Source organism: Daejeonella sp. (genome assembly GCF_017495225.1).
Classification (GTDB): Bacteria; Bacteroidota; Bacteroidia; order Sphingobacteriales; family Sphingobacteriaceae; genus Daejeonella.
Window position 1 is genome coordinate 32,070 of sequence record NZ_JAFEIG010000004.1, and the last position, 20,577, is coordinate 52,646.

Sequence of the window (20,577 nt, forward strand, 5' to 3'; positions counted from 1 at the left end):
TTTTATATTTTATTTACTGTCTTTTGATGCTCTTGATTTTTCTATGCCCCAAGTAGCTTGGGCTAAGTCTTCAATTTTTGAAATGAATTTATCTACATTAAGTCCTGCAATAAAAGCAAGTGCATAGAACCCAAAATTTGAGGAGGTTGCTTCTGTTTGCGATTCAAGAAATAACAGTCCTGCTTTTAAGAATAAAAAACTAACTCCACCCGTCAAAATACTTACAAGTGGTCGGATAATATACCATGGATACCACTCGCTGCTCCATTGCTTTTTTACACTATAATTTAGATACAAACCTCGCAAGCAATATAGCACACCACCAAAGCCACCTGCTAGTCCGCAAGTAATTGGTAACTGAAAAGGTGTTGTCCAGTCTGGAAATTGTCCGCTAAGTAAGCAAACAACAAGAGTAAATAGTCCTGCTAAAAAAAGTAAAAGATAAATCGCTATTCCTATCATTTTGTTTGTCGTTTTATGTTGTTATGTCGATCGTTATGCTTGCAGCTAACGGTTTGCAGCTACCCGAAGGGCGGGACTTTTACCACAAAACTTGATTTGAAAAACTAATGTTCGTTTAACCACAAAACTGTCTTTGGAAAACGAAACCCCGCCTTTTGAGTAGGTGCTGTTATAAGCCGTTTTTCTGTTTTTCATTTCAAACTGTCGCAGGTGTCAGATGTGCTTGAAGTCTGGTTTCAATAATATTTAAAGGTGAAGCAATTGCATTTACATATTGAAAATTACCATCCCTTTTATTGTCAATAGAAAGCTGAATCGGACAAGCTTGACTTTGAATTGCATTGACTTTGAATTTGTCTGTTTCGCTGTCATAAAAAACGTACGGTGCACCGGATGAACCAAACCTAAAATATCCTTTTATTAAATATCGAATGCCCTCGAATGTATAGTTGCCTCCAATTCTGTCGGGGAAAATTCCAAAATGATCAATAAACCCCTCAATCTGTGCTTTGTTCAACAGTTTGCCAACTTCACTACTAGGAGAACTTTGTAAACAATAGAAGTTCAGTTTATCGTCATCAAATATTGTGTAATCAACTTCAACACTTGGTAGGCGATCAATAATATCTTTGTTAGTATTTACAATTTTGTACAATGCGATATCCTCATTATAAAATGCTTTAACTAATTCTACCTCTATGAAATAGGTATGTCTATTTGCTGCTGGTTCTGCCAAATACGTATTTGCATTGAAATGGGCAGTTAGTATAGGGTCGTTGTAAAATTGATTGTTTTTAAACTGAACGATTAAATGAGGTTTACAAATATTATTTTGAGCCAAAGTAATCCAACGTGTATCGTAATTAATCCGTTTTAATTCTCCAATTATTTTTTGTGCATCTGTTTCATTTATTTGCGTTATGTATCTTTTATTAGTTGCTGGGTCGAGCAGATATGAAGAGTCAAACAATGCTACTAATGTCGGATCAATTTTAGAAATGATGTCCGCTTGAAATGAAGTTTCAGTAATTGATTTGAACGCAGTTGCTTCAGTTCTCAAATTATGTGCTACGCTTAAAATAAATCCATTGCCAATGTGAAATGCACATATATTATTGTCATATTGTCTCCTTGTTGGTTCGTTAGGATTTTGTATCCACATTATTCTAAATAAAGGGGATTTTTGTTCATTTGTTAATTCTAACTTCTTTGCTATCATATGTTCTGTTTTTTAAAATGGCTTATAACTCCTTTATACCCGATAAAAAATTTCACCCATCCACCCAAATCTAACCATATTAACGAAAATTTTTATCGTTTTAATTAGCTTCGAATATATAATATTATCTCAAAAAGACACAAAAAATAATAAATAAGAAACATAATATACTAAAAAATTAATAAATTTCAAAATATGCAATCTGTAATCGCCTAAAAAAGACGCCATTACAAGCTAAGCCTTCCCACTGTAAACTTCAGCGCAGCGCTGTCTACGGATTATCCAATGATTGGAGTCTTCACACTCATTAAACCCTTTTTCAATGATTATCGTCTTCACACTCATGAAAACCCCGCTTCTTGAGGCTAACACTCTACAAAGCTCTTCTGTTGTTTAGACAATCAATTTTTAAAATCGAGGGAAAATTATCGGGCACTGGGAAAATTAAGAGGAGTTTGAAGAGTCCTGATATTTATAAACTATTAATTTCTATTGAGTTTCTATTGAGTATTTGTTGTTTTTCTAACATAATCTACTCAATAGAATATCTTGCCCAACGATTAACCCACTGTCCGACTTCAGTGCAGCGGTGTCTACGGATTATTCAATGATTGGAGTCTTCAGACTCATGAACCCCTTTTTCAATGATTATCGTCTTCACACTCATGAAAACCCCGCTGTTTGAGGCTAACACTCTACAAAGCCCTTCTGTTGTTTAGAAAATCAATTTTAAAAATCGAAGGAAAATTATCGGGCACTGGGAAAATTAAAAGGAGTCTGAAAACTCCTGATATTTATAAATCTGTAGGAGACCGCTGTGCTAAAAATAGGGGATAGTGAAAGAATTAAGAGGAGTCTGAAGACTCCTGACATTTACAGCAATAGCTATAGGTTTTTTACGAATTAACCACGTTTAAGAAATCTTCAACATCTTTCTTTAGTAAAGTTAGTGCATCATAGTTCCGTTTTGCTTTTGTAATTCTTGCGGCTAATTCTGTGGCCTCCTCTTTTTTATCATGTGTAAATCTATCAGGATGCACTTTAACTATTAATTCCTTATACAATGCCTTGCTCTTAGAGATACTATTTGCTATGTTTTGTGCAGTACGAATGTAGTCGTTAGTTCCATCTGCTAGTACTTTTTTCCTTAGGTTGGATTTTTTTCGTTGACTAATAATTATTTGTATGATGAAAGGTACAACTGTGATAATTGAAAGGACCTTTAAAATTTTTGATTTCATATATTATTTATTTAACATATAACTGTGAAGATTAGCAATTTCTTTTAGTGGTATGTGTACGCCCATGTATGAATTTTTACCTTTGATAATTAAGGTATCATAACCTAATGCCATTAATTGTCTAACAAAAGCTGCACTTTCAATAACATAACGTGAGATTTCTACAAAATCATTTTCTTGTAAATTATTATCGTTTTCAATTGTTATTTTAAAACCACTTCTTAAATAAAATGTGCTTAATTCGTGTTTAAAATTTGGATTCCCAGGTGATGTTGTTACTGTACAAAGCCGGTCAATATCACGACCAAAATAAGCTTCTTTGAAAACTAAGTTAAATTCTCTTATTATCCTTACTCTTTCAAGATTACCTTGAGAAACAACATCAACTACTCTGTTTAAAAGTTTTGCTAGTCGGGAAAAAATGTTTTCTGCCATATTTTATTTCTATTTAGTTTTTATTTAATATACTATCTATTCAAACTCAACAACAACGATTAGTGCCTCTCATGCAGTAGAGATTTTGCCACAAATATTGAAGAGAAGTGATAATGTTTACTTAACCACAAATGTCTTTGAAAAACACTTAACCCTCACTTTTTCATTATCCGGTCTATAAGTAGTTTTATCTTCTTGCAGCTGAACCACCGCCACCAAAACCACCTATTCCAAAAATAAAACCTAACCAATAGAAGAAGCCTGTATTGTGTTCTGCATAAATGCCAATATCAGCACCAAACAGCTTGCCTATTATAGAAAATGCGATAATAAATCCGTGCCAAATTCCAGAGAAAAATCCTGCTTCATTTGATTCATAGCCATTCGGCGCACAAGAAGAAAACGTTGTAATACAAACCAATAAAATTAATCCAAGGACACTATTTTTTACTTTCATTTTATTTTTGTTTTAGAGTGAATGTTTTAATTAAAAAAAATAAGCCACTAATAATATCAAGTGGCATCCAAGCTGATTTATCATTTAGATAAATTGGGATTAGCGGATTAAATAAAATTGCAATTAGGCCAAAAGTAATAACCCAAAAGTTTAGTCCATTTTCGAATTCCGTTACAACAACTATAACTGAACCGATTGTGACTGCTATTCGCAATAAAGTATAATACCCTATCGGCAAGTCTAATAATCCAATAAACAATAGCCCTGCACAGATTAATAAAAGTATTTTCATACAATTTAAAGTCTATTAATTTACCTACACAATTTTCCAATTCGATTTCTGATTTAATATTCAAAATCGCTATTTTCGATTTGCAATTTGATTAGATAGTTGAAAAATCAGACTTATACACTCATAATAAGATATATAAGTCAAATTAATCCCATAAAATATAATTTCTCTAAACTATAATAATTAATTAAAATCAACAATTATAATGCCCAAAAATCAAAAAAATTTATTTTTTAAATAAAAAATAAGTTGCATTAAGTACTAAACGATTCAAAATCAATACATTCCAATAGCGGCTAATCTTTTGCTTTACAAACACCATCATTTAAAAAGCTCTCTAAAATTTTACCTTCAAGTAAATTAGCTTTAAATCACAAATAAATAAGAATTCTAAAAATATTGCTAATCGGGGTAAATAACTTACGGGAAACCGTATTCTATTAAGTATTTACTTTTATACTTGGTAACGTTTTGGGGCTTGGCGAAGAGGCGGATTTCGAAGCACTAAACTTTCTGCCCACTGTCCTTAGACTTCAGCGCAGCGGTTTCTACGGATTATTCAATGATTGGAGTCTTCAGACTCATTAAACCCTTTTTCAATAATTATCGTCTTCCCACTCATTAAAACCCCGCTGCTTGAGGCTAACACTTTACAAAGCCCTTCTATTGTTTAGAAAATCAAGTTTTAAAATCGAGGGAGAATTATCGGGCATAAACATCAATTAATTTGAAAACCCCGTAGGGGCAGGTCGCGACCTGTCCGCTATTTATTAGAGCTAACAATTTATGCTGGTAAAATAGTTAGAATGACTGTTTATAATATATTAAAAGCGGTTTCCATAATAAGTTGTTCACTTCTTGAAATACCAATTTTATTGGCAACAAATTTCCATTGAGCAACAGCAATGTTTACCTCCATGCTTATTTGTATCATTTTCTCTTGATCCAATCTAAAATATTCACCTACACTCATTGCCAAATTAAGATCTAAGGCATTATTGTCCATGTCAATATTTAATGAAAGTCCATGTTTATCTATTGATGGATTTAAATCATAAGCAGGCGATAAAATCCAACCTTCATTAGTCAAAATGAAACCATGATTTCTTAGATGGTCATCTGTATTGGAAATTGCAATATTAAAAACTATTCTACGCCAAAGCTGATGTAAATTGGCTTCAATATTAACACCATAATTACTAATAAATTCGGCTATTTCTAAATAACTAGGCTGTTTATCTTTGATGCTTTCTTCGTTATTCCCAGTCATGGTCATGGCAGATGCGAAATGAATTCTTTTTCCTTGGTCTCTATCAAAACGTTTTGTGAAAAAGGTGTTGTACTTGCCACTAATTCGCTCTATCCTACAGGGTGCCATTTCTATACCCGCTTGTATCGCCAATTCATAAGCTAAGTATTCCCAGGCAGCTTTATCCGTAGTATCTGATTGGGAAGGGAATTTGGCTATCCAAAGACTTTTATCTATATCTAAAATATTAGCTTTCGGTCTTGCTCCACCTAAGGAAGAACCCGGTGCTATTAAAATGGAAAGCCATTTTCTAATTTCGTCATTGTCATTATCTTCCTCAATACATTCTGCGGCGTATTGCAGTTCTCTAATCGACGACCAAGGCGGAGTAGATGTAGTTTTATTCGAATCTAAAAAATCTCCGTTTGGATCTATTTTAAAACGCAATGCTCCCATTCGACTTTCATCATAAACACCTAAAAGAAAATCGATATCATAAAGTATTGCTGTTTTTATTTTTTTTTCGTTTGCTTCTTGGGTAGCTTTTCGTTTCATCAATGTTTTACCCCAAGTATCAGGCATACTATCTAAAAAAACTCCGAAATTTTCTTTTTGATTTGGGTATTGTGCACCCGCATAAAAACTTATGTCGGGGTCGAATAAAAATTTTAGACCACCTTTGAGCCAAATCTTATCATATTGGAAACTAAATGCCTTTTTACCCTTTGCTTGTTGGGCTGAAAGAATTCCAATAATCTGGGGTTCTTCCATACCTAACCAATCAGCATAAACGTAAATATCCGTTTTGTTTAGTGCCATAATTCTTAATTTAGAAGCTCAAGGTCTTGTAACCTTCTACCTAATTCATCATCAGCGGCTAACTTAAGGAAGTCTTCTTGTAATCCTAATACCCTCAACACATTAAAATAAGCACCCATGGCCACACCAGGATTACCCGACTCTATGAGGTATAAGGTTGACCGCGCAATATCTGCACGCTCAGCCACTTGTGTTGTTGTTAGCTTACGTCTTTTACGGGCCAATTTTATATTTTCTCCCATTTGTTCCAATAGAGAATTATACTTGGGAAAAATTGATTGCCTCCTACTATTCATAAAATTGATTGTTATTATAAACAAATATAATATTTATGATTTAAATAACAATCAATTTTTGTTTTACGATTTTGTTGAATTTTATCCCCGACCCCGTAGGGACAGGTCGCGACCTGTCCACTTTACGCGACCTGTCCACTTTGCGCGACCTCTTTACAAGCGCTAGCTGAGGCCTCTGTAACGTCTTAAAAAATTTTAAAATTTTTGATTTAATCCTGCAATGAGTTTACAGTTTTAAAGAAGGTCCCTCACCTGCGGAAAAGCTACACCTGCGGAAGGTCCCTCACCTGCGGAAGAGCAGGTTTCGGGATGACATTGCTTTAATTTGACATTGTATTTTTATGCGCCATGCACCTGTCATCCCGAACGTTTGAGGGAACTTATTTAAAGATGTTTTTTGTGTTAAACGAAGGTCCCTCACCTGCAGAAGAATAGGTTTCGGGATGACATTGCTTTTTAAACGTTAAAGAAAATTAGCAGGAGTTTAAAGAGTCCTAATATTTATATATACGTAGGAGATCGCTGCGCTAAACTCCAACGGACAGTGGTAGAGTGCTTATTTCAGTCGTTAAAGTTCTAGTGTCAATTTTAAGTGTCCGCCCAAACCTTGCTGAATTATTTTCATAAGCGTTGAAAGTCGTATGTCCGATGAGTTGTTTTCTATGCGTGAAATGTAAGATTTGTTTGTCCCACATTTGGTTGCAAGTTCCTCTTGTGTCATTCCAAGTTTTATCCTTGCTTCTTCAAGCAAAACACCAAGTCTAAAAGCTTCAAATTCTTGTTCCCATTGCTCACGTTTAGCTTGTCCTTTTTTACCGTACTTTTTGTCAAGTATTTGATCTAATGTTGTTATATTACTTTTGGTTTTCATTTTGATATTCCTCCATTATTTTAAGAGCTTTTTCTATTTCTTGTTTAGGTGTCTTTTGGGTTTTCTTTTGAAAAGCATTTCCCAGAACTACCAAATTTCCTTTGTCGAAGAATGAGAAGATACGATAAATGTTGCTTCCTACTTCAACTCGAATTTCATAAAGGCCTTTCGTGCCTTCCAAGTGCTTAAAATATTTTTCTGGAACTTGCCGAGTTACCCGAATTAGATTTAAGGTCCATTCAATTTTTGCTTGAACGTTATCAGACTGCTCCTCGTAGAAGTCGAGAAAATAATTTTTATAAGCTATTAATGCCTGTCGTAAGTCACAATACAAAGTTAACTATTTAGACAACATATTGAAAAATTATTTTTACCAGTTTATTGAAGTTATTTCGGTCATATTGCCATTAACTTATAAAGCTTCGCCACTTGGCGAAAAAGCGGATTTCGAAGCACAAAACTTTCAACCCAGTGCAAAAGTTGATACGAGGTACAATATTCTTGAAAATCATACAAATCTCAAGAATCACCGTTCAGACAATTTCAACAACAATTTATCACATCATATTCCTCATAACTGCCTGCATTTCAGTCTGATGCACATTATCTGCCTGCTCCAAAACCTTATTCATAGCAGTTAAAAGTAAATCCTCCAATTCTTCCGCATCGGCAGAAGCCAAAAATTGTGGGTCAATACTAACGCTCGTAATACGTTTATTTGCTGTTGAGCTAATCTTAATCTTGCCGCCTTCTACTTCTGCCACAACAGAAATATTATCTAAACGCTTTTTAATCTCTCCGGCCATTTGTTGAGCCTGCATTAATTTATCGAACATAATAAAATTTTAATCTTGCAAATTTAGGATACATAAATCATATCCGCTAAAGCTTTAAAATAAAGCTATTTAATCTTCCTCGTCAGACGCTTGTCCACTGCCACTATAAGCACTTCTTCTAACTACTGGCATACCTGCCGCATTAAAAAGTTCATCTAATTTCAGCAGACTACCATTGGTCAAATTGGTTAACAAAATTATAGTCACATCCTTATCTAACTGACGTAAATAGATATGTCGGAAACCATGCCACCAACCAGTATGATAAACAACTTTATGCTTAGCATCGGTAAAAGTCCGCCAGCCATAGCCATAATTAAAATGACCTTTTTGCATTTCATTATGTGGGGCATACATTGAATCTAGAGTTGAATCATCAACTAATCTGCCCTTCCGCATCGCTCTATCAAAAAGATAAAGATCATGAATGGTACTATAAATTCCTTTATCACCAACAGGGCCATCCAAAAAGTTTTGCGCCACCGAACGGCGCCAAGTACGATCGTGACCTACCACATCAACCGGTATTTTTTCATATTCGGCCTTCGAGTAAACCGCCGTTTGCTTCATCCCAAGGGGCTTAAATATATTTTCGGCCATAAAAACAGAATACCTTTGTCCGCTAACCTTTTCAATAATAGCCCCCAAAACCATATAATTCGAATTATTATAGTGGAATTTTCGGTCTGGCTTCATGTATGGATTGGGTTTGTGCTCCGCTATCTGCTTCATCACCTCCATATTGGTGATTCCCATGCGCTCATTTTTTTTCTGAGACTTCCATAAATCATCAATAAAATAAACATAATTCATCATACCCGATCGATGGGTGAGCAATAGCTTAACCGTAATTCCATCGTATGGGAAATCTGGGAAAAACTCTTTCACATCTTGGTCAAGTCTGAGCTTTCCACTTTCAACAAGCATCATTACAGCTGTAGAGGTAAAAGTCTTAGTGATGGAGGCTAATTCAAAAACAGAATTTATTTTTAAGCTATCGCGATGTAAATAATCTGCCCAGCCAATAGCCTTTTCATAAATAATTTTACCATCCTTGGCCACCAATACATTTCCATTAAAGCCAGATTTCTGATGTAATCTCATCATAATATCATCAATCTTTTTGTCGGCCTTCTTAGGATCATAAACCAAAGCAATACTATCTAATTGCTCATCTGTGAGGGTTCTCTCCTTTCGTTTTTTATCAGGTTCGGAACTGCAGCCTTGAATAAAAATAAAACAAGCTGAAACAAAAAGTAGGCGATGTAGGAAATTGTTCATTATAAATGTTCTTGGTAGAATAATGTGGAAAATTAAAAAATATTATGCGCAGCATCACAAAAGAGTTATAAACAATCTGAGCATTGTTATTTTTTATAGAAACATTGTAAAATCTGTAATTTTGACCCTAAGACTAGGTAAAAAAATCTAAATTTGCAGTTTAACAAATAATTCCATTACAATGACTTACAGATTAGAACACGATACGATGGGCGAAGTGAAAGTGCCCGCAGATAAATACTGGGGAGCACAAACCGAACGCTCAAGAAATAATTTCAAAATTGGTGCCGAAGCATCAATGCCAAAAGAAATAATTGAAGCTTTTGCTTACCTTAAAAAAGCTGCTGCATTTACAAATGCAGATAGCGGAATCTTATCAGTCGAAAAACGTGATCTTATCGCTCAAGTATGTGATGAAATTTTAGCAGGTAAACTTGCATCAGAATTTCCATTGGTAATCTGGCAAACAGGATCAGGTACTCAATCAAACATGAACGTAAATGAGGTTATCGCAAATCGTTCTCATGTTTTACAAGGAAATAAATTGGGTGAAGGAACAACCTTTATTCACCCAAATGATGATGTTAACAAATCTCAATCTTCTAATGATACTTATCCCACAGCAATGCACATTGCGGCATATAAAATGGTGATGGAAGTGACTATTCCCGGGGTTGAAAAACTTCGTGATGCACTCCAGGTAAAAGTGGAAAAATTTAAAGATGTAGTAAAAATTGGTCGTACTCACTTAATGGATGCTACTCCATTAACTTTAGGTCAGGAGTTTTCGGGTTATGTTTCACAGCTTAACCACGGACTAAAAGCATTGAGAAATACCCTTGACCATTTATCGGAGTTAGCATTAGGCGGGACTGCCGTAGGTACAGGAATTAATACCCCAAAAGGTTATGATGTTAAGGTGGCGGATTATATTGCTAAGTTTACCGGACTTCCATTCATAACTGCAGAAAATAAATTTGAAGCACTTGCTGCACATGATGCAATTGTGGAAAGCCATGGAGCACTCAAACAAATTGCTGTTTCTTTGATGAAAATCGGAAATGATATTAGATTATTAGCTTCTGGTCCGCGTTCTGGAATTGGAGAAATTCATATTCCTGATAATGAGCCCGGTTCTTCTATCATGCCTGGAAAAGTTAATCCTACCCAAAATGAAGCCATTACCATGGTTGCTGCACAAGTTATGGGAAATGATGTAACAATTAGCATAGGTGGTTCAAACGGTCATTATGAACTCAATGTATTTAAGCCAGTAATGGCTGCTAACTTTTTACAATCAGCACGTTTAATTGGAGATGCATGTGTTTCATTTACAGATAATTGTGTTTCAGGTATTGAGCCAAATTATGAGGGTATTAAAAAACACCTTGAAAACTCTTTAATGCTTGTTACGGCTTTAAATCCGCATATTGGCTATGAAAATGCAGCAAAAATTGCGAAAAAAGCATTGAAAGAAAATAAATCGCTCAGAGAAGCTGCCCTTGATTTGGGTTTACTTACAAACGAACAATTCGACCAGTGGGTACGTCCTGAAGATATGATTGGTGGTTTAAAATAATTCACTATGCCCTCCGGATTTATTTCGGAGGGCTTTTTAAAATATTAGCTATGGCAAAACACGCTTATTGGTTTTTATTCGTATTAAGCGTCCTTGCTTTTACATCTTGTAAATTTAATCCCAACCTTCAAGGAAAGGGAAATGATAGTATTCAGGGTGTTTGGGAAGAAGATTCTGTTGATTACCAAGATCAAAAATTGCAATATTCGAAACATAAATTTCGATTTACCTGCGATTCGGTTTATGTAACTATCGAAACCTTTGCCAAGGTCAATATGTACCCAGATTCATGCTTCAACAATGGTAAATGGACCGAATATGCAAAAGGAACTTATTTAACCAAAGAGGATACACTGATGCTAACAGCTACTTTCACAAAGCCGAATTTTAAACAAAAAATTTCAGGTTGCTATCGTATCGGACAATATCTTCCTGCTTTTGTTATCAGAAAAACAAGTAAGGATAGCTTATATTTGGAGAGTATTCAACAGCATCTACAATTAAAATTAGCATTAAAAGAAAGAACAACTTGCGTTCAAAAACCCCTAAACTAATTGATTATGAAATTCTGGTCCCTAAAAAAACTATTTTTTGCAGCCATTTTACTCAATATTCCCTTTCAAAGTATGGCATGGGGTATGCTTGGTCATCGTGTTGTTGCACATGTTGCCGAGAGCTATTTAACTAAAAAGGCTAGTCGCGAAGTAAAAAACATCCTTGGCAACGAGAGCCTGGCTATGGCTAGTAATTGGGCTGATTTTATAAAATCTGAACCAGCATACGATTATTTAGGAAATTGGCATTATATCAATTTACCAGCAGGGATGAGCACCGAACAGCTCCAAAATCACCTTCAAAATGATACTACAACCAATGCATACACTCGAATTAATTTTTTGAGTTCAGAGCTTAAAAACAAAGCCCTAGAACAAGAAAAAAAGGCGATGTACCTTAAAATCTTAATTCATTTAGTGGGAGATATTCATCAACCAATGCATACTGGGCGTTTTGAAGACTTAGGTGGCAATAAAGTGCAGCTTAAATGGTTTGGTCAAAACACAAATCTTCACCGTGTTTGGGATAGTGATTTAATTGACTATCAAAACCTTAGCTATACAGAATACGCTCAATCAATCAATTTCCTTGATAAAAATAGATTGCATTCTCTTCAGCAAGAAGCTGCATCACAATGGGTTATCGATTCTTATAAAATTAGTGAGAAATTATACTCTGGAGTAAAAACAGATGATAAATTGAGCTATAGATACATTTATGATCATATCGATATCGCCAATCAACAAATGTTAAAAGGTGGGGTACATTTAGCTGCACTTTTAAATGATATTTTTAAAAATTAATAAAGTAACCGCTAAAATCTATGAAGATCTTAATGGTTTGTTTAGGTAATATCTGTCGCTCGCCACTAGCTCACGGTGTTTTAGAACACATGGTAAAAGAAAGAAAGCTAAACTGGGAGATTGATTCGGCTGGCACTGGTAACTGGCATATTGGTGAGCAACCCGACAGACGATCGATTGCTGTCGCTAAAAAATATGGCGTGGATATTAGCAATCAATCTTGCAGACAGTTTCAAACTGATGATTTTGAAAATTTTGACCATATTTTAGTAATGGATCAAAATAATCTTTCGGATGTAATTTCTTTAGCACAAAGGGATGCTGACTTTGGGAAAGTTAGGCTTTTTCTCAAAAATGGCATCGTTCCAGATCCATATCATGACGACAAGCAATTTGATCCGGTGTATCACATGATCGAAAAGCGTTGTTTAGAACTTATTGAGGAGCTCGACACAAATCGTTAAGCTTCTACTCTTTTTGTACATTTGACACATGGCAATTATTAAACCATCAATTCCTAAGGGAACCCGTGATTTTTCTGCAAGCGAAATGGTAAAACGGAACCATATTTTTAATACGATCAGTTCAGTATTTAAAAAATATGGCTACCAAGAGATTCAAACTCCAACAATGGAAAATCTGAACACCCTAACCGGAAAATATGGCGATGAAGGTGATAAGTTAATTTTCAAGGTTTTAAATTCTGGAGATTACCTATCCAACATCCCATCCGAAAAATTAGAAAGTCGAAACTCTCAAGCACTTATCTCAGAAATAAGTGAAAAAGCACTTCGATACGACCTTACCGTTCCTTTTGCACGCTATGTGGTGATGCATAGAAATGATATTTCTTTCCCTTTTAAAAGATTTCAAATTCAACCGGTATGGCGTGCCGACCGACCACAAAAAGGAAGATACCGCGAATTTTATCAATGTGATGCAGATGTTGTTGGATCAGAAAGTTTAATTAATGAGGCTGAATTTGTTTTAATTTATCATGAAGCTTTAAGCAAACTCGGACTCAAAGATTTTACCATTAAAATCAATAATCGCAAGATTTTATCTGGCATAGCTGAAATTATTGGTAAGCCGCAACTCATTGTAGATATGACTGTTGCCATTGATAAACTAGATAAAATTGGTTTAGATGGCGTAATTAAAGAATTGATAGAACGTGGTTTTACGGAACAAGATATTGAAAAACTAAAGCCAATTATCTTGCTCAATGGTTCAAATGAAGAAAAACTAAAGAGTCTGAAGGAGGTACTTTCTTCTTCTCAAACTGGACTAAAGGGAATTGCTGAAATAGAAAGTATTTTTAATTATTTAGAAGTGCTAACAAGTGAGACTAAAACTTCAGTAAAACAAAATCTTGAATTAGATATTACATTAGCTAGAGGCTTAAACTATTATACCGGTGCAATTTTTGAAGTTAAAACTAATGAGGTTGCTATGGGTAGCATCGGTGGCGGTGGTCGCTATGACGATTTAACTGGTATGTTTGGCCTAAGCGACTTAACAGGTGTGGGGATATCATTTGGTGCCGACCGCATCTATGATGTGTTAGAAGAGCTAAAACTATTCCCAGAGAGCACTTCTGAAAGTACCAAGGTGTTAATTAGTAATTTCGATGAACAAGCTGAAATTTTTGCATTGCCTTTACTTCAAAAACTAAGAGCAGAAGGAATTAGCGCTGAGATTTATCCTTCATCTACAAAGCTCAAAAAGCAAATGACTTATGCAGATGATAAAAAAATTCCTTTCGTAATTCTAATTGGAAGCGATGAAATGGAAAGCGGGTTATTAACATTAAAAAATATGAAGAGCGGTGAGCAGCAAATGCTTTCATCGAATCAAATAGTAGAATTATTACTAAATAAATAAGCTCAGTAAAATACATCACCAATTTATACGCTTAAACAATTATTGTTTAAACAGCATAAATTTTCTATTATTTGTTAATAATAATAAATCCTGCTATCAAATTGGTCACCATATCCAAGCAAAATCCTTTTGTTGAATATTCATAATATTGTCATTAAATTTCTAGAACAATCTGTTTGAGCTTTTTAATCTGTAATTTTATTATACACCTTATTGTAAATCAGTTGTTTGTGTTTTAAAAACAATAATTGTATCGCAATGGTTATACAATTAAAAAACATAGAAATCGATTTGATTAATTGTTTTGATTAATTAATTTTAAAGAAACATTATATAATCACTTATTAATTAAATTTATGGAACGTAAAGATTTTCTTGCCGCACTTGGATTAGGAGCTGGCTCATTAATAGTATCTTCATGCTTAGGGGCATGTGGTAAAGGCGATTCAGCAACACCATCAACCTCAACAGGTGGCACTAATACCAAAGTTGATTTCACAATCAATGTAGGTACGAATGCAGACATCAATTCAAAAGGTTGGACAATTCAAAACAATATAATTATTGCTAAAAATGGTTCAAATTATATTGCACTTTCAAGTGCATGTACACACCAAAATAATCCATTAACGTACGATTCTGCAAATAATACATTTCCCTGCTCACTTACAGGTCCATCACATGGTTCAGTGTTTGATGCAAACGGAAATAGAACTCAGGGTCCAGCCAACTCTAATTTAAAAAAATATAATACCTCATTAAGCGGTACTACATTACGCGTATTTGAAGCTTAATAATCAGATATAATGAAAAGAATATATTTGATATTATTACTCCTAATTCCACAGGCACTAAAAGCACAAGATGAGCTGATGGATTTGCTTTCCGATAGCACAGAAGTGAGTTATAAGAGTGGAACATTCAAAGCTAATAGAATTATAAACGGACATTCAGTTGAAACCGTTGGTAAAAAAAATCTAGACTTTGTAATTTCACATCGCTTTGATAGGCTCAATAGAGGTTTTGATGAGTTTTTTGGCTTAGATGCGGCAACTATAAGATTAGGTCTTGAATATGGGATCAATGATCGATTAATGGTAGGAATGGGTAGAAGCTCTTATCAGAAAGTATATGACTATTTTGGTAAATACAAATTACTTCGCCAAACATCCAATAGTGAAAAAATACCGCTTTCATTAACCTTAGTATCTGGCTATGCCATAAGAACGCAAAAAACTAATCCGAGTCTCTCATCATTCGATCGAAGCAGTTACTTCGGGCAATTTTTATTAGCAAGGAAGTTTGACGCTGGATTTTCTCTACAAGTATCGCCAACGCTAATTCATAGAAATCGTCCGGATACTTTTAATGATTCCGAAACAGTGTTTTCAACAGGTTTTGCTGGTATGTATAAAATATCTAAAAGAGCTTCAATAAATGGTGAGTATAATTATGTTTTACCGAACCAGATTGATGACAGTTATACCAATAACTTCTCTTTTAGCCTAGATTTAGAAACGGGAGGACATGTTTTTCAATTATTGTTTACCAATTCTTTTGGGATGACAGAAAGACAATTCATCACAGAAACGAATGGAGGCTGGGGTAAGGGAGATATACATTTTGGATTTAATATCTCAAGGACTTTCTCGTTCGAAAAGAAAAACAAAAACAAATGGTAAAAAAACTATTTATAATAGCGTTTTTCTGTTTTGGGGGCAGTATTTTACCTGTTGAAGCTCAATTATATACTGCCAAGAATAGTGAGGTCGACTTCTTTTCAAAAACACCAATAGAGGATATTAAAGCTTTAAATACAAAATCTAGCTCTATTATTAATACAGCTAATGGCGAAATTGTAGTGAAAATACCTGTCGACCAATTTCAATTTAGTAATAAATTGATGCAACAACATTTTAACGAAAATTACCTTGAAAGTGAAAAATATCCATATGCTACTTTCAAGGGAAAAATAAATGAAGTGATAAATTTTACTAAAACTGGTGTATATGAAGTTAGCGCAAGCGGAATTTTAAATATTCATGGTGTGAATCAGGAAAGAACAATAAAAGGGAGCTTAACTGTTGGCGATGGAATAATAAACCTAAACTCTAAGTTTGATGTTTTATTAATTGACCACAAAATCGATATACCAAAACTTGTGTTTAAGAAAATAGCTGAAAAAATAGCTGTATCTGCACGAGTAACATATATTTTGAGTAAAAAATAAACACATTCCTTATTTATAAAAAAAGCCCTTAAAAGGGCTTTTTTATGCAATTTAGCTAAGTAATTCTATTTAAATACGAAAGGTAAGTACAAACCAACTGAAATGTTTCTTCCTTGATTATAATATCCATTTGTTGGATCAGCTTCATCTAAACGACCAGGTTTAAACCTACTTAAATGGTCATAATAGGCCTTATCAAATAGGTTATTTGCTGAAACATTTAATCTTAATGGCTGGTTTTTAAGCATGAAGGTTGTCCCCATTGCCAAATTAACCAATGTATAACCAGCTGTTGATGTTTCAAAAACGTCAACTTTATTTTGCTTAAACACATTATCAAGAGCAAGAGAAAAATAAGTGTTTTTCAAGCCTTTTTTAAATTCTGGTTCAAGTCGAATTTCATTTCTTAATACAGCTGCTGGGATAAATGGAAGTGCCTTATTTGTGGCACGATTTACTCCTTTAGTATATGAAAAACTGTTTTCAAAGTGAATTAACTCAGCAGGGTGAAGTGTAAATCCGAGTTCAAGTCCCGAAAGATTTGCATTATCTTGAACAAATCTATAAACAGGAAACGTTTCGGTATCAACCACAATTGTTTCATTGCTCAATTGACGATTGTAGATATAATTATTAATATGATTATTAAATGCACCTACACTAGCACTTACCACATTATTGTTAAACTCAAATGCAAAATCACCATAATAGCTATTTTCAGGCTTTAAGTTATTGTTTCCAATCTCATACCTAAATGTGCCTTCATGTACCCCATCAGAGCTTAGTTCAGCTATATTTGGCGAACGGAAAGCAGAGCCAAGATTAGCTTTAAAATTAAACTGCTCCGTAAACTCCTTTGTAAAACCTAAAGCTCCACTGAGGTTTGAAAAATTATTGGTGAAATTATTGAATTTAGGATTACCGTCTTCCTCCATCTGTTCTGCTGTGATGCTGCGATAATCAAAACGTGCACCTACATTAAATGTGCTGCTGTTCCAAGATTTTTTAGCATAAGCAAAAAGACCTAATTCATTAGAGCTATAATCAGGAATTAATAATTCTTCGGCTCTGTTTTTATTATCTTGTAAACTACCAGATAATCCAATAACAGGCTCCCAACCATTATTCTCATTAAAATAGTATTTGAAATCGGAGCTATAAGTCTTTAAATCAAAAAATAAAGATGGGTTAATACGATCATCTTCCAACTCTCTTCTCTGATTGTTCTGATAAGCTATGGTAGTTCTTAATCTTCCACTGTTGAACAAAAGGTGACTATTTAAAGCAACTTTATAATGTCGAATATCTTGAAAAGGCAAGAATAAAGTACGATCTTTTAGCTGTTTATCAGTCAAAATTTCACCATTTTCATCTTCAAATTGACCATCATCATTTCTTGAAAAATCTGGCAGACCGATATTGTTTTTAAAACTTGAAAGATTTAAATGCGCATAACCCCACTTTTTGTTAAGTCCCAGCTGACCACTAAAATTTCTTTCATTAAATCCGGTATTAGCAATTCTGCCACCAGGTGCATTATAACTATAAGCACTTTTTACAGATCCTCGAGCGCGCCAAACAAATCCATTACTATTTCCTTGAAGCATTACAGAACTACCACTTAGTCCGTTATTAGATTGATAAGAACTCAATACCTCTCCCTTAATCTGACCTTCGGGCGATGGCAATGCATCAACCACATTGATCACACCTCCAAGAGCATCAGATCCATACAATAAACTAGCTGCACCACGCAATATTTCTACACGTTCGGCACTGTATTGATCCACTTCCATTCCATGCTCATCTCCCCACTGTTGTCCTTCTTGCTTCGCTCCATCAACCAATGTTACTACACGGTTATAGCTCAATCCACGAATTACTGGCTTTGAAATACCTGCCCCAGTAGTAACCTGAGAAACACCAGGAACCTTAGCAATTGCATCAATTAGGTTTCCAGAAGGACGGTTTATTAATTGATCTTTATTTACTGCCGAAACCGATGTGCTATTTTTTCGATTATCAGAACTAAACGCCGTTCCCGTTATTACCACCTCTTTAGTTTCAATAATACTAGGATACAACTCAAAAACAAGTGGCATTCTTGAAGAAAAATCAATGGTCTCAATAAGAGTTTTATAGCCAATATATCTAATTTCGACAAGGAATTTTCCCTTTTCAGGAATATTGTTAAATTGAAACTTTCCATTACTATTGCTAACAACAGAGATTTTTAAATCCGGAATAGTAATAAGTGCGCCCGGTAAAGATTCTTTTGATTGGCCATCGATAACCTTACCTTCAAGCGATACTAATCTAGCACTTGCGCTAGAAACTGATAAAAATAATAGTAGATATAGAATAATAGATTTCATTTCTATGATTTAAGATTAATTAAAAAATAAATTAAATAAAAGCATCACAAGAATTGTGATAGCTCAAAAAAAGAAAAAGAAAAATTTATTCTGAAGGGGGACCTCTTAAACTAGTGAGGAGTAATTCTACAACATATCCTGTAACCTCATTGTTGAGAAATACAGACATAATAGGCGAAAGCCTAATTTTTTCAATGAAAGATGATTTGGTAAATGTTTTATCAAAATGAACTGCACAAACCCAGCAATAATCGGTCTGGTTATGAACATTTACATCTTGCTTAGTACTAGAATTGATCTTCTCGGCACTAGAAACTGGTGGGATTGGAGCGTGATTATGAAAAACATCTAAAGGCAGAAAAACAGCCGAAAAGGCCATCAGTAGAAATACTGATAGATAAAGGCTTAATGATTTTCTAATTCTTTTCATAAATATCTAATTACAAAATTAGACAAAAGCCTTCGCATTACCTAATACATGAAATTTGAGATTGTAACAATTTAATGTTTTATTAAATATCTGAAAATAAGCTATGTAAGAATTGAATGCATCAATATCTACTTTGATTCCAAAATTTCAATTTGAGTTAATACCTCGATTTCTTTAATTGGAAAATCCGCTCCATTTCTAATCGTTTGAACAACAGCTTCAAAAAGATCCATGTATTTACCTTTAATTGAAGGCACCAAGTCAACAGTTTTAACTCCCTGATCAGTCATTAAAGTTAAACGACCCTCCTTACCAGCTTCCTCCTCGCCAAAACCAATATCACCTGGTTTCATTCCTGCAATAAGCTGATCTTCCTGCCTATCGCAAAAAGCCTTAACAAATGAGCCTTTTGTACCATGTATAATTATTCCAGGCTGCGGATCAGCCACCAATAAACTAGTCGTAATAAATACATTAACTTGTTTAGGATAGCTTAAGTGAATATGCCCATAATCATCAACAAGCGAGTTTTTACGATAAACGCCAGTAACCTTTCTAAAACTACTTGGCTGCCCAAAAATGCAAATCGTTTGGTCTAATAAATGAGCAGCAAGGTCATAAACAATTCCCGCAGCAGGTAATGGGGTTTCTTTGAAAACTTTAGGTCCGATTTGTGCTCGATAACGATCATAACGCAAATGTACCTCAATAATATCCCCCAAAATTCCACTATTTATGGTATCTCTTGTAACCGCAAAATCACTTGAAAAACGTCTATTCTGATAAACCATAACCTTTCGGCCAAGCTTTCTACCCAAATCAAATATCTCTTGAGCCTCCTTAACAGTTGGAGCAAAAGGCTTTTCAACCAAAATATCCTTACCCGCCAATAAAGCCTTTTTTGAATAATCTACATGGGTATTGCTTGGCGTATTAACTATTACCAATTCAATTTCTGGATCATTTAGAATTTCTTCAAGCTTATCGTAGCTTTTTATTGCTGGATAATCGGCATTAACTTTTTTGGTATTATGCTCTAAAACACCTTTGAAGTCAAATCCGGGATGTGCATGTACAAATGGGGCGTGAAATAACTTACCCGACATGCCATAGGCTAAAAGGGCGGTAACTATTGGTTTTTGCATAAACAAATATAATATTTGAAAGCAATTTCATGGCTTGATTTTAATTGTTCTATCCTGATTTTTCTTAAAAATTTAACGCATAAGATTTAAAAAGAGCATTCATCCTTGATTTATCAAT

General features: G+C 34.4%; 23 protein-coding genes. 8 read left to right on the top strand and 15 right to left on the bottom strand.

The annotated features are described in order from the left end of the window. Positions 1-9: 9 nt before the first annotated feature. The 12 genes from QZ136_RS01535 to QZ136_RS01590 form a co-directional block, all read right to left on the bottom strand. Positions 10-462: a hypothetical protein gene (locus tag QZ136_RS01535; protein ID WP_291399569.1), complete on the bottom strand. Its 453-nt coding sequence runs from the start codon at positions 460-462 to the stop codon at positions 10-12. A gap of 196 nt (positions 463-658) precedes the next feature. Beyond that, positions 659-1,681, bottom strand: coding sequence for a hypothetical protein (locus tag QZ136_RS01540; RefSeq protein WP_291399571.1), 1,023 nt, complete (start codon positions 1,679-1,681; stop codon positions 659-661). A gap of 896 nt (positions 1,682-2,577) precedes the next feature. After that, positions 2,578-2,922 (bottom strand): hypothetical protein, encoded by a 345-nt coding sequence (locus tag QZ136_RS01545; RefSeq protein WP_291399573.1) that lies wholly within the window; start codon positions 2,920-2,922, stop codon positions 2,578-2,580. A 3-nt stretch (positions 2,923-2,925) separates the two neighbouring features. Continuing rightward, entirely contained in the window at positions 2,926-3,357 is a 432-nt protein-coding gene (locus QZ136_RS01550; RefSeq protein WP_291399575.1) for a hypothetical protein, read from the bottom strand. Between the two features lie 187 nt (positions 3,358-3,544). Beyond that, positions 3,545-3,814: a hypothetical protein gene (locus QZ136_RS01555; RefSeq protein ID WP_291399577.1), complete on the bottom strand. Its 270-nt coding sequence runs from the start codon at positions 3,812-3,814 to the stop codon at positions 3,545-3,547. 1 nt (position 3,815) lies between these two features. Continuing rightward, positions 3,816-4,106 carry a DUF6804 family protein gene (locus QZ136_RS01560; RefSeq protein WP_291399578.1) on the bottom strand — a complete coding sequence of 97 codons (291 nt, stop codon included), beginning with the start codon at positions 4,104-4,106 and terminating at the stop codon, positions 3,816-3,818. An 814-nt stretch (positions 4,107-4,920) separates the two neighbouring features. Then, positions 4,921-6,174 (bottom strand): HipA domain-containing protein, encoded by a 1,254-nt coding sequence (locus QZ136_RS01565; RefSeq protein WP_291399580.1) that lies wholly within the window; start codon positions 6,172-6,174, stop codon positions 4,921-4,923. 5 nt (positions 6,175-6,179) lie between these two features. Further along, a complete protein-coding gene (locus tag QZ136_RS01570; RefSeq protein ID WP_291399582.1) occupies positions 6,180-6,416 on the bottom strand; it encodes a helix-turn-helix transcriptional regulator in 237 nt (78 codons plus the stop codon). Positions 6,417-7,038: 622 nt separating this feature from the next. Further along, positions 7,039-7,341 carry a helix-turn-helix transcriptional regulator gene (locus QZ136_RS01575; protein ID WP_291399583.1) on the bottom strand — a complete coding sequence of 101 codons (303 nt, stop codon included), beginning with the start codon at positions 7,339-7,341 and terminating at the stop codon, positions 7,039-7,041. Further along, a complete protein-coding gene (locus tag QZ136_RS01580) occupies positions 7,325-7,675 on the bottom strand; it encodes a type II toxin-antitoxin system RelE/ParE family toxin (protein WP_291399585.1) in 351 nt (116 codons plus the stop codon). Before QZ136_RS01580 ends, QZ136_RS01575 begins: the two co-directional genes overlap by 17 nt. A gap of 223 nt (positions 7,676-7,898) precedes the next feature. After that, positions 7,899-8,177, bottom strand: a complete 279-nt coding sequence (locus QZ136_RS01585) for a YbaB/EbfC family nucleoid-associated protein (RefSeq protein WP_291399587.1) — start codon at positions 8,175-8,177, stop codon at positions 7,899-7,901. A 69-nt stretch (positions 8,178-8,246) separates the two neighbouring features. Then, positions 8,247-9,458 (bottom strand): serine hydrolase domain-containing protein, encoded by a 1,212-nt coding sequence (locus tag QZ136_RS01590; protein ID WP_291399588.1) that lies wholly within the window; start codon positions 9,456-9,458, stop codon positions 8,247-8,249. A gap of 181 nt (positions 9,459-9,639) precedes the next feature. Here QZ136_RS01590 and fumC point away from each other — a divergent pair, with 181 nt between their 5' ends. The 8 genes from fumC (at position 9,640) to QZ136_RS01630 (ending at position 16,509) form a co-directional block, all read left to right on the top strand. Continuing rightward, positions 9,640-11,037 (top strand): class II fumarate hydratase, encoded by a 1,398-nt coding sequence (gene fumC / locus QZ136_RS01595; protein ID WP_291399590.1) that lies wholly within the window; start codon positions 9,640-9,642, stop codon positions 11,035-11,037. A 50-nt stretch (positions 11,038-11,087) separates the two neighbouring features. Continuing rightward, entirely contained in the window at positions 11,088-11,591 is a 504-nt protein-coding gene (locus QZ136_RS01600; protein ID WP_291399592.1) for a fumarate hydratase, read from the top strand. A 6-nt stretch (positions 11,592-11,597) separates the two neighbouring features. Continuing rightward, positions 11,598-12,395, top strand: a complete 798-nt coding sequence (locus tag QZ136_RS01605) for a S1/P1 nuclease (protein WP_291399594.1) — start codon at positions 11,598-11,600, stop codon at positions 12,393-12,395. Between the two features lie 20 nt (positions 12,396-12,415). Further along, positions 12,416-12,859, top strand: coding sequence for a low molecular weight protein-tyrosine-phosphatase (locus QZ136_RS01610; protein WP_291399597.1), 444 nt, complete (start codon positions 12,416-12,418; stop codon positions 12,857-12,859). Between the two features lie 28 nt (positions 12,860-12,887). Then, a complete protein-coding gene (gene hisS, locus QZ136_RS01615) occupies positions 12,888-14,279 on the top strand; it encodes a histidine--tRNA ligase (protein WP_291399598.1) in 1,392 nt (463 codons plus the stop codon). A gap of 356 nt (positions 14,280-14,635) precedes the next feature. Next, positions 14,636-15,073: a Rieske 2Fe-2S domain-containing protein gene (locus QZ136_RS01620; protein ID WP_291399600.1), complete on the top strand. Its 438-nt coding sequence runs from the start codon at positions 14,636-14,638 to the stop codon at positions 15,071-15,073. 12 nt (positions 15,074-15,085) lie between these two features. Beyond that, positions 15,086-15,961, top strand: a complete 876-nt coding sequence (locus QZ136_RS01625; protein WP_291399602.1) for a DUF5777 family beta-barrel protein — start codon at positions 15,086-15,088, stop codon at positions 15,959-15,961. Beyond that, positions 15,955-16,509 (top strand): YceI family protein, encoded by a 555-nt coding sequence (locus QZ136_RS01630; RefSeq protein ID WP_291399604.1) that lies wholly within the window; start codon positions 15,955-15,957, stop codon positions 16,507-16,509. The genes QZ136_RS01625 and QZ136_RS01630 overlap by 7 nt, the downstream gene beginning before the upstream one ends. A gap of 65 nt (positions 16,510-16,574) precedes the next feature. Here QZ136_RS01630 and QZ136_RS01635 read toward each other — a convergent pair whose 3' ends face one another. The 3 genes from QZ136_RS01635 to QZ136_RS01645 all read right to left on the bottom strand — a co-directional run bounded on the left by QZ136_RS01635 (position 16,575) and on the right by QZ136_RS01645 (position 20,459). Then, positions 16,575-18,884 (bottom strand): TonB-dependent receptor, encoded by a 2,310-nt coding sequence (locus tag QZ136_RS01635; RefSeq protein ID WP_291399606.1) that lies wholly within the window; start codon positions 18,882-18,884, stop codon positions 16,575-16,577. Between the two features lie 85 nt (positions 18,885-18,969). Further along, positions 18,970-19,314, bottom strand: a complete 345-nt coding sequence (locus QZ136_RS01640) for a hypothetical protein (RefSeq protein WP_291399608.1) — start codon at positions 19,312-19,314, stop codon at positions 18,970-18,972. A gap of 128 nt (positions 19,315-19,442) precedes the next feature. Then, positions 19,443-20,459 (bottom strand): Gfo/Idh/MocA family oxidoreductase, encoded by a 1,017-nt coding sequence (locus tag QZ136_RS01645; protein WP_291399610.1) that lies wholly within the window; start codon positions 20,457-20,459, stop codon positions 19,443-19,445. Between the last annotated feature and the right edge of the window lie 118 nt (positions 20,460-20,577).

What these genes read in the sequence shown, in the direction of transcription:
- QZ136_RS01605 (WP_291399594.1), top strand. Translation starts at nt 11,598, where the DNA reads ATGAAATTCTGGTCCCTAAAAAAACTATTTTTTGCAGCCATTTTACTC.
- QZ136_RS01610 (WP_291399597.1), top strand. Translation starts at nt 12,416, where the DNA reads ATGAAGATCTTAATGGTTTGTTTAGGTAATATCTGTCGCTCGCCACTA.
- QZ136_RS01620 (WP_291399600.1), top strand. Translation starts at nt 14,636, where the DNA reads ATGGAACGTAAAGATTTTCTTGCCGCACTTGGATTAGGAGCTGGCTCA.
- QZ136_RS01635 (WP_291399606.1), bottom strand. Translation starts at nt 18,884, where the DNA reads ATGAAATCTATTATTCTATATCTACTATTATTTTTATCAGTTTCTAGC.
- QZ136_RS01540 (WP_291399571.1), bottom strand. Translation starts at nt 1,681, where the DNA reads ATGATAGCAAAGAAGTTAGAATTAACAAATGAACAAAAATCCCCTTTA.
- QZ136_RS01550 (WP_291399575.1), bottom strand. Translation starts at nt 3,357, where the DNA reads ATGGCAGAAAACATTTTTTCCCGACTAGCAAAACTTTTAAACAGAGTA.
- QZ136_RS01600 (WP_291399592.1), top strand. Translation starts at nt 11,088, where the DNA reads ATGGCAAAACACGCTTATTGGTTTTTATTCGTATTAAGCGTCCTTGCT.
- QZ136_RS01625 (WP_291399602.1), top strand. Translation starts at nt 15,086, where the DNA reads ATGAAAAGAATATATTTGATATTATTACTCCTAATTCCACAGGCACTA.
- QZ136_RS01545 (WP_291399573.1), bottom strand. Translation starts at nt 2,922, where the DNA reads ATGAAATCAAAAATTTTAAAGGTCCTTTCAATTATCACAGTTGTACCT.
- QZ136_RS01645 (WP_291399610.1), bottom strand. Translation starts at nt 20,459, where the DNA reads ATGCAAAAACCAATAGTTACCGCCCTTTTAGCCTATGGCATGTCGGGT.
- QZ136_RS01555 (WP_291399577.1), bottom strand. Translation starts at nt 3,814, where the DNA reads ATGAAAGTAAAAAATAGTGTCCTTGGATTAATTTTATTGGTTTGTATT.
- QZ136_RS01560 (WP_291399578.1), bottom strand. Translation starts at nt 4,106, where the DNA reads ATGAAAATACTTTTATTAATCTGTGCAGGGCTATTGTTTATTGGATTA.
- QZ136_RS01570 (WP_291399582.1), bottom strand. Translation starts at nt 6,416, where the DNA reads ATGGGAGAAAATATAAAATTGGCCCGTAAAAGACGTAAGCTAACAACA.
- QZ136_RS01590 (WP_291399588.1), bottom strand. Translation starts at nt 9,458, where the DNA reads ATGAACAATTTCCTACATCGCCTACTTTTTGTTTCAGCTTGTTTTATT.
- QZ136_RS01535 (WP_291399569.1), bottom strand. Translation starts at nt 462, where the DNA reads ATGATAGGAATAGCGATTTATCTTTTACTTTTTTTAGCAGGACTATTT.
- QZ136_RS01630 (WP_291399604.1), top strand. Translation starts at nt 15,955, where the DNA reads ATGGTAAAAAAACTATTTATAATAGCGTTTTTCTGTTTTGGGGGCAGT.
- fumC (WP_291399590.1), top strand. Translation starts at nt 9,640, where the DNA reads ATGACTTACAGATTAGAACACGATACGATGGGCGAAGTGAAAGTGCCC.
- QZ136_RS01575 (WP_291399583.1), bottom strand. Translation starts at nt 7,341, where the DNA reads ATGAAAACCAAAAGTAATATAACAACATTAGATCAAATACTTGACAAA.
- hisS (WP_291399598.1), top strand. Translation starts at nt 12,888, where the DNA reads ATGGCAATTATTAAACCATCAATTCCTAAGGGAACCCGTGATTTTTCT.
- QZ136_RS01585 (WP_291399587.1), bottom strand. Translation starts at nt 8,177, where the DNA reads ATGTTCGATAAATTAATGCAGGCTCAACAAATGGCCGGAGAGATTAAA.
- QZ136_RS01565 (WP_291399580.1), bottom strand. Translation starts at nt 6,174, where the DNA reads ATGGCACTAAACAAAACGGATATTTACGTTTATGCTGATTGGTTAGGT.
- QZ136_RS01640 (WP_291399608.1), bottom strand. Translation starts at nt 19,314, where the DNA reads ATGAAAAGAATTAGAAAATCATTAAGCCTTTATCTATCAGTATTTCTA.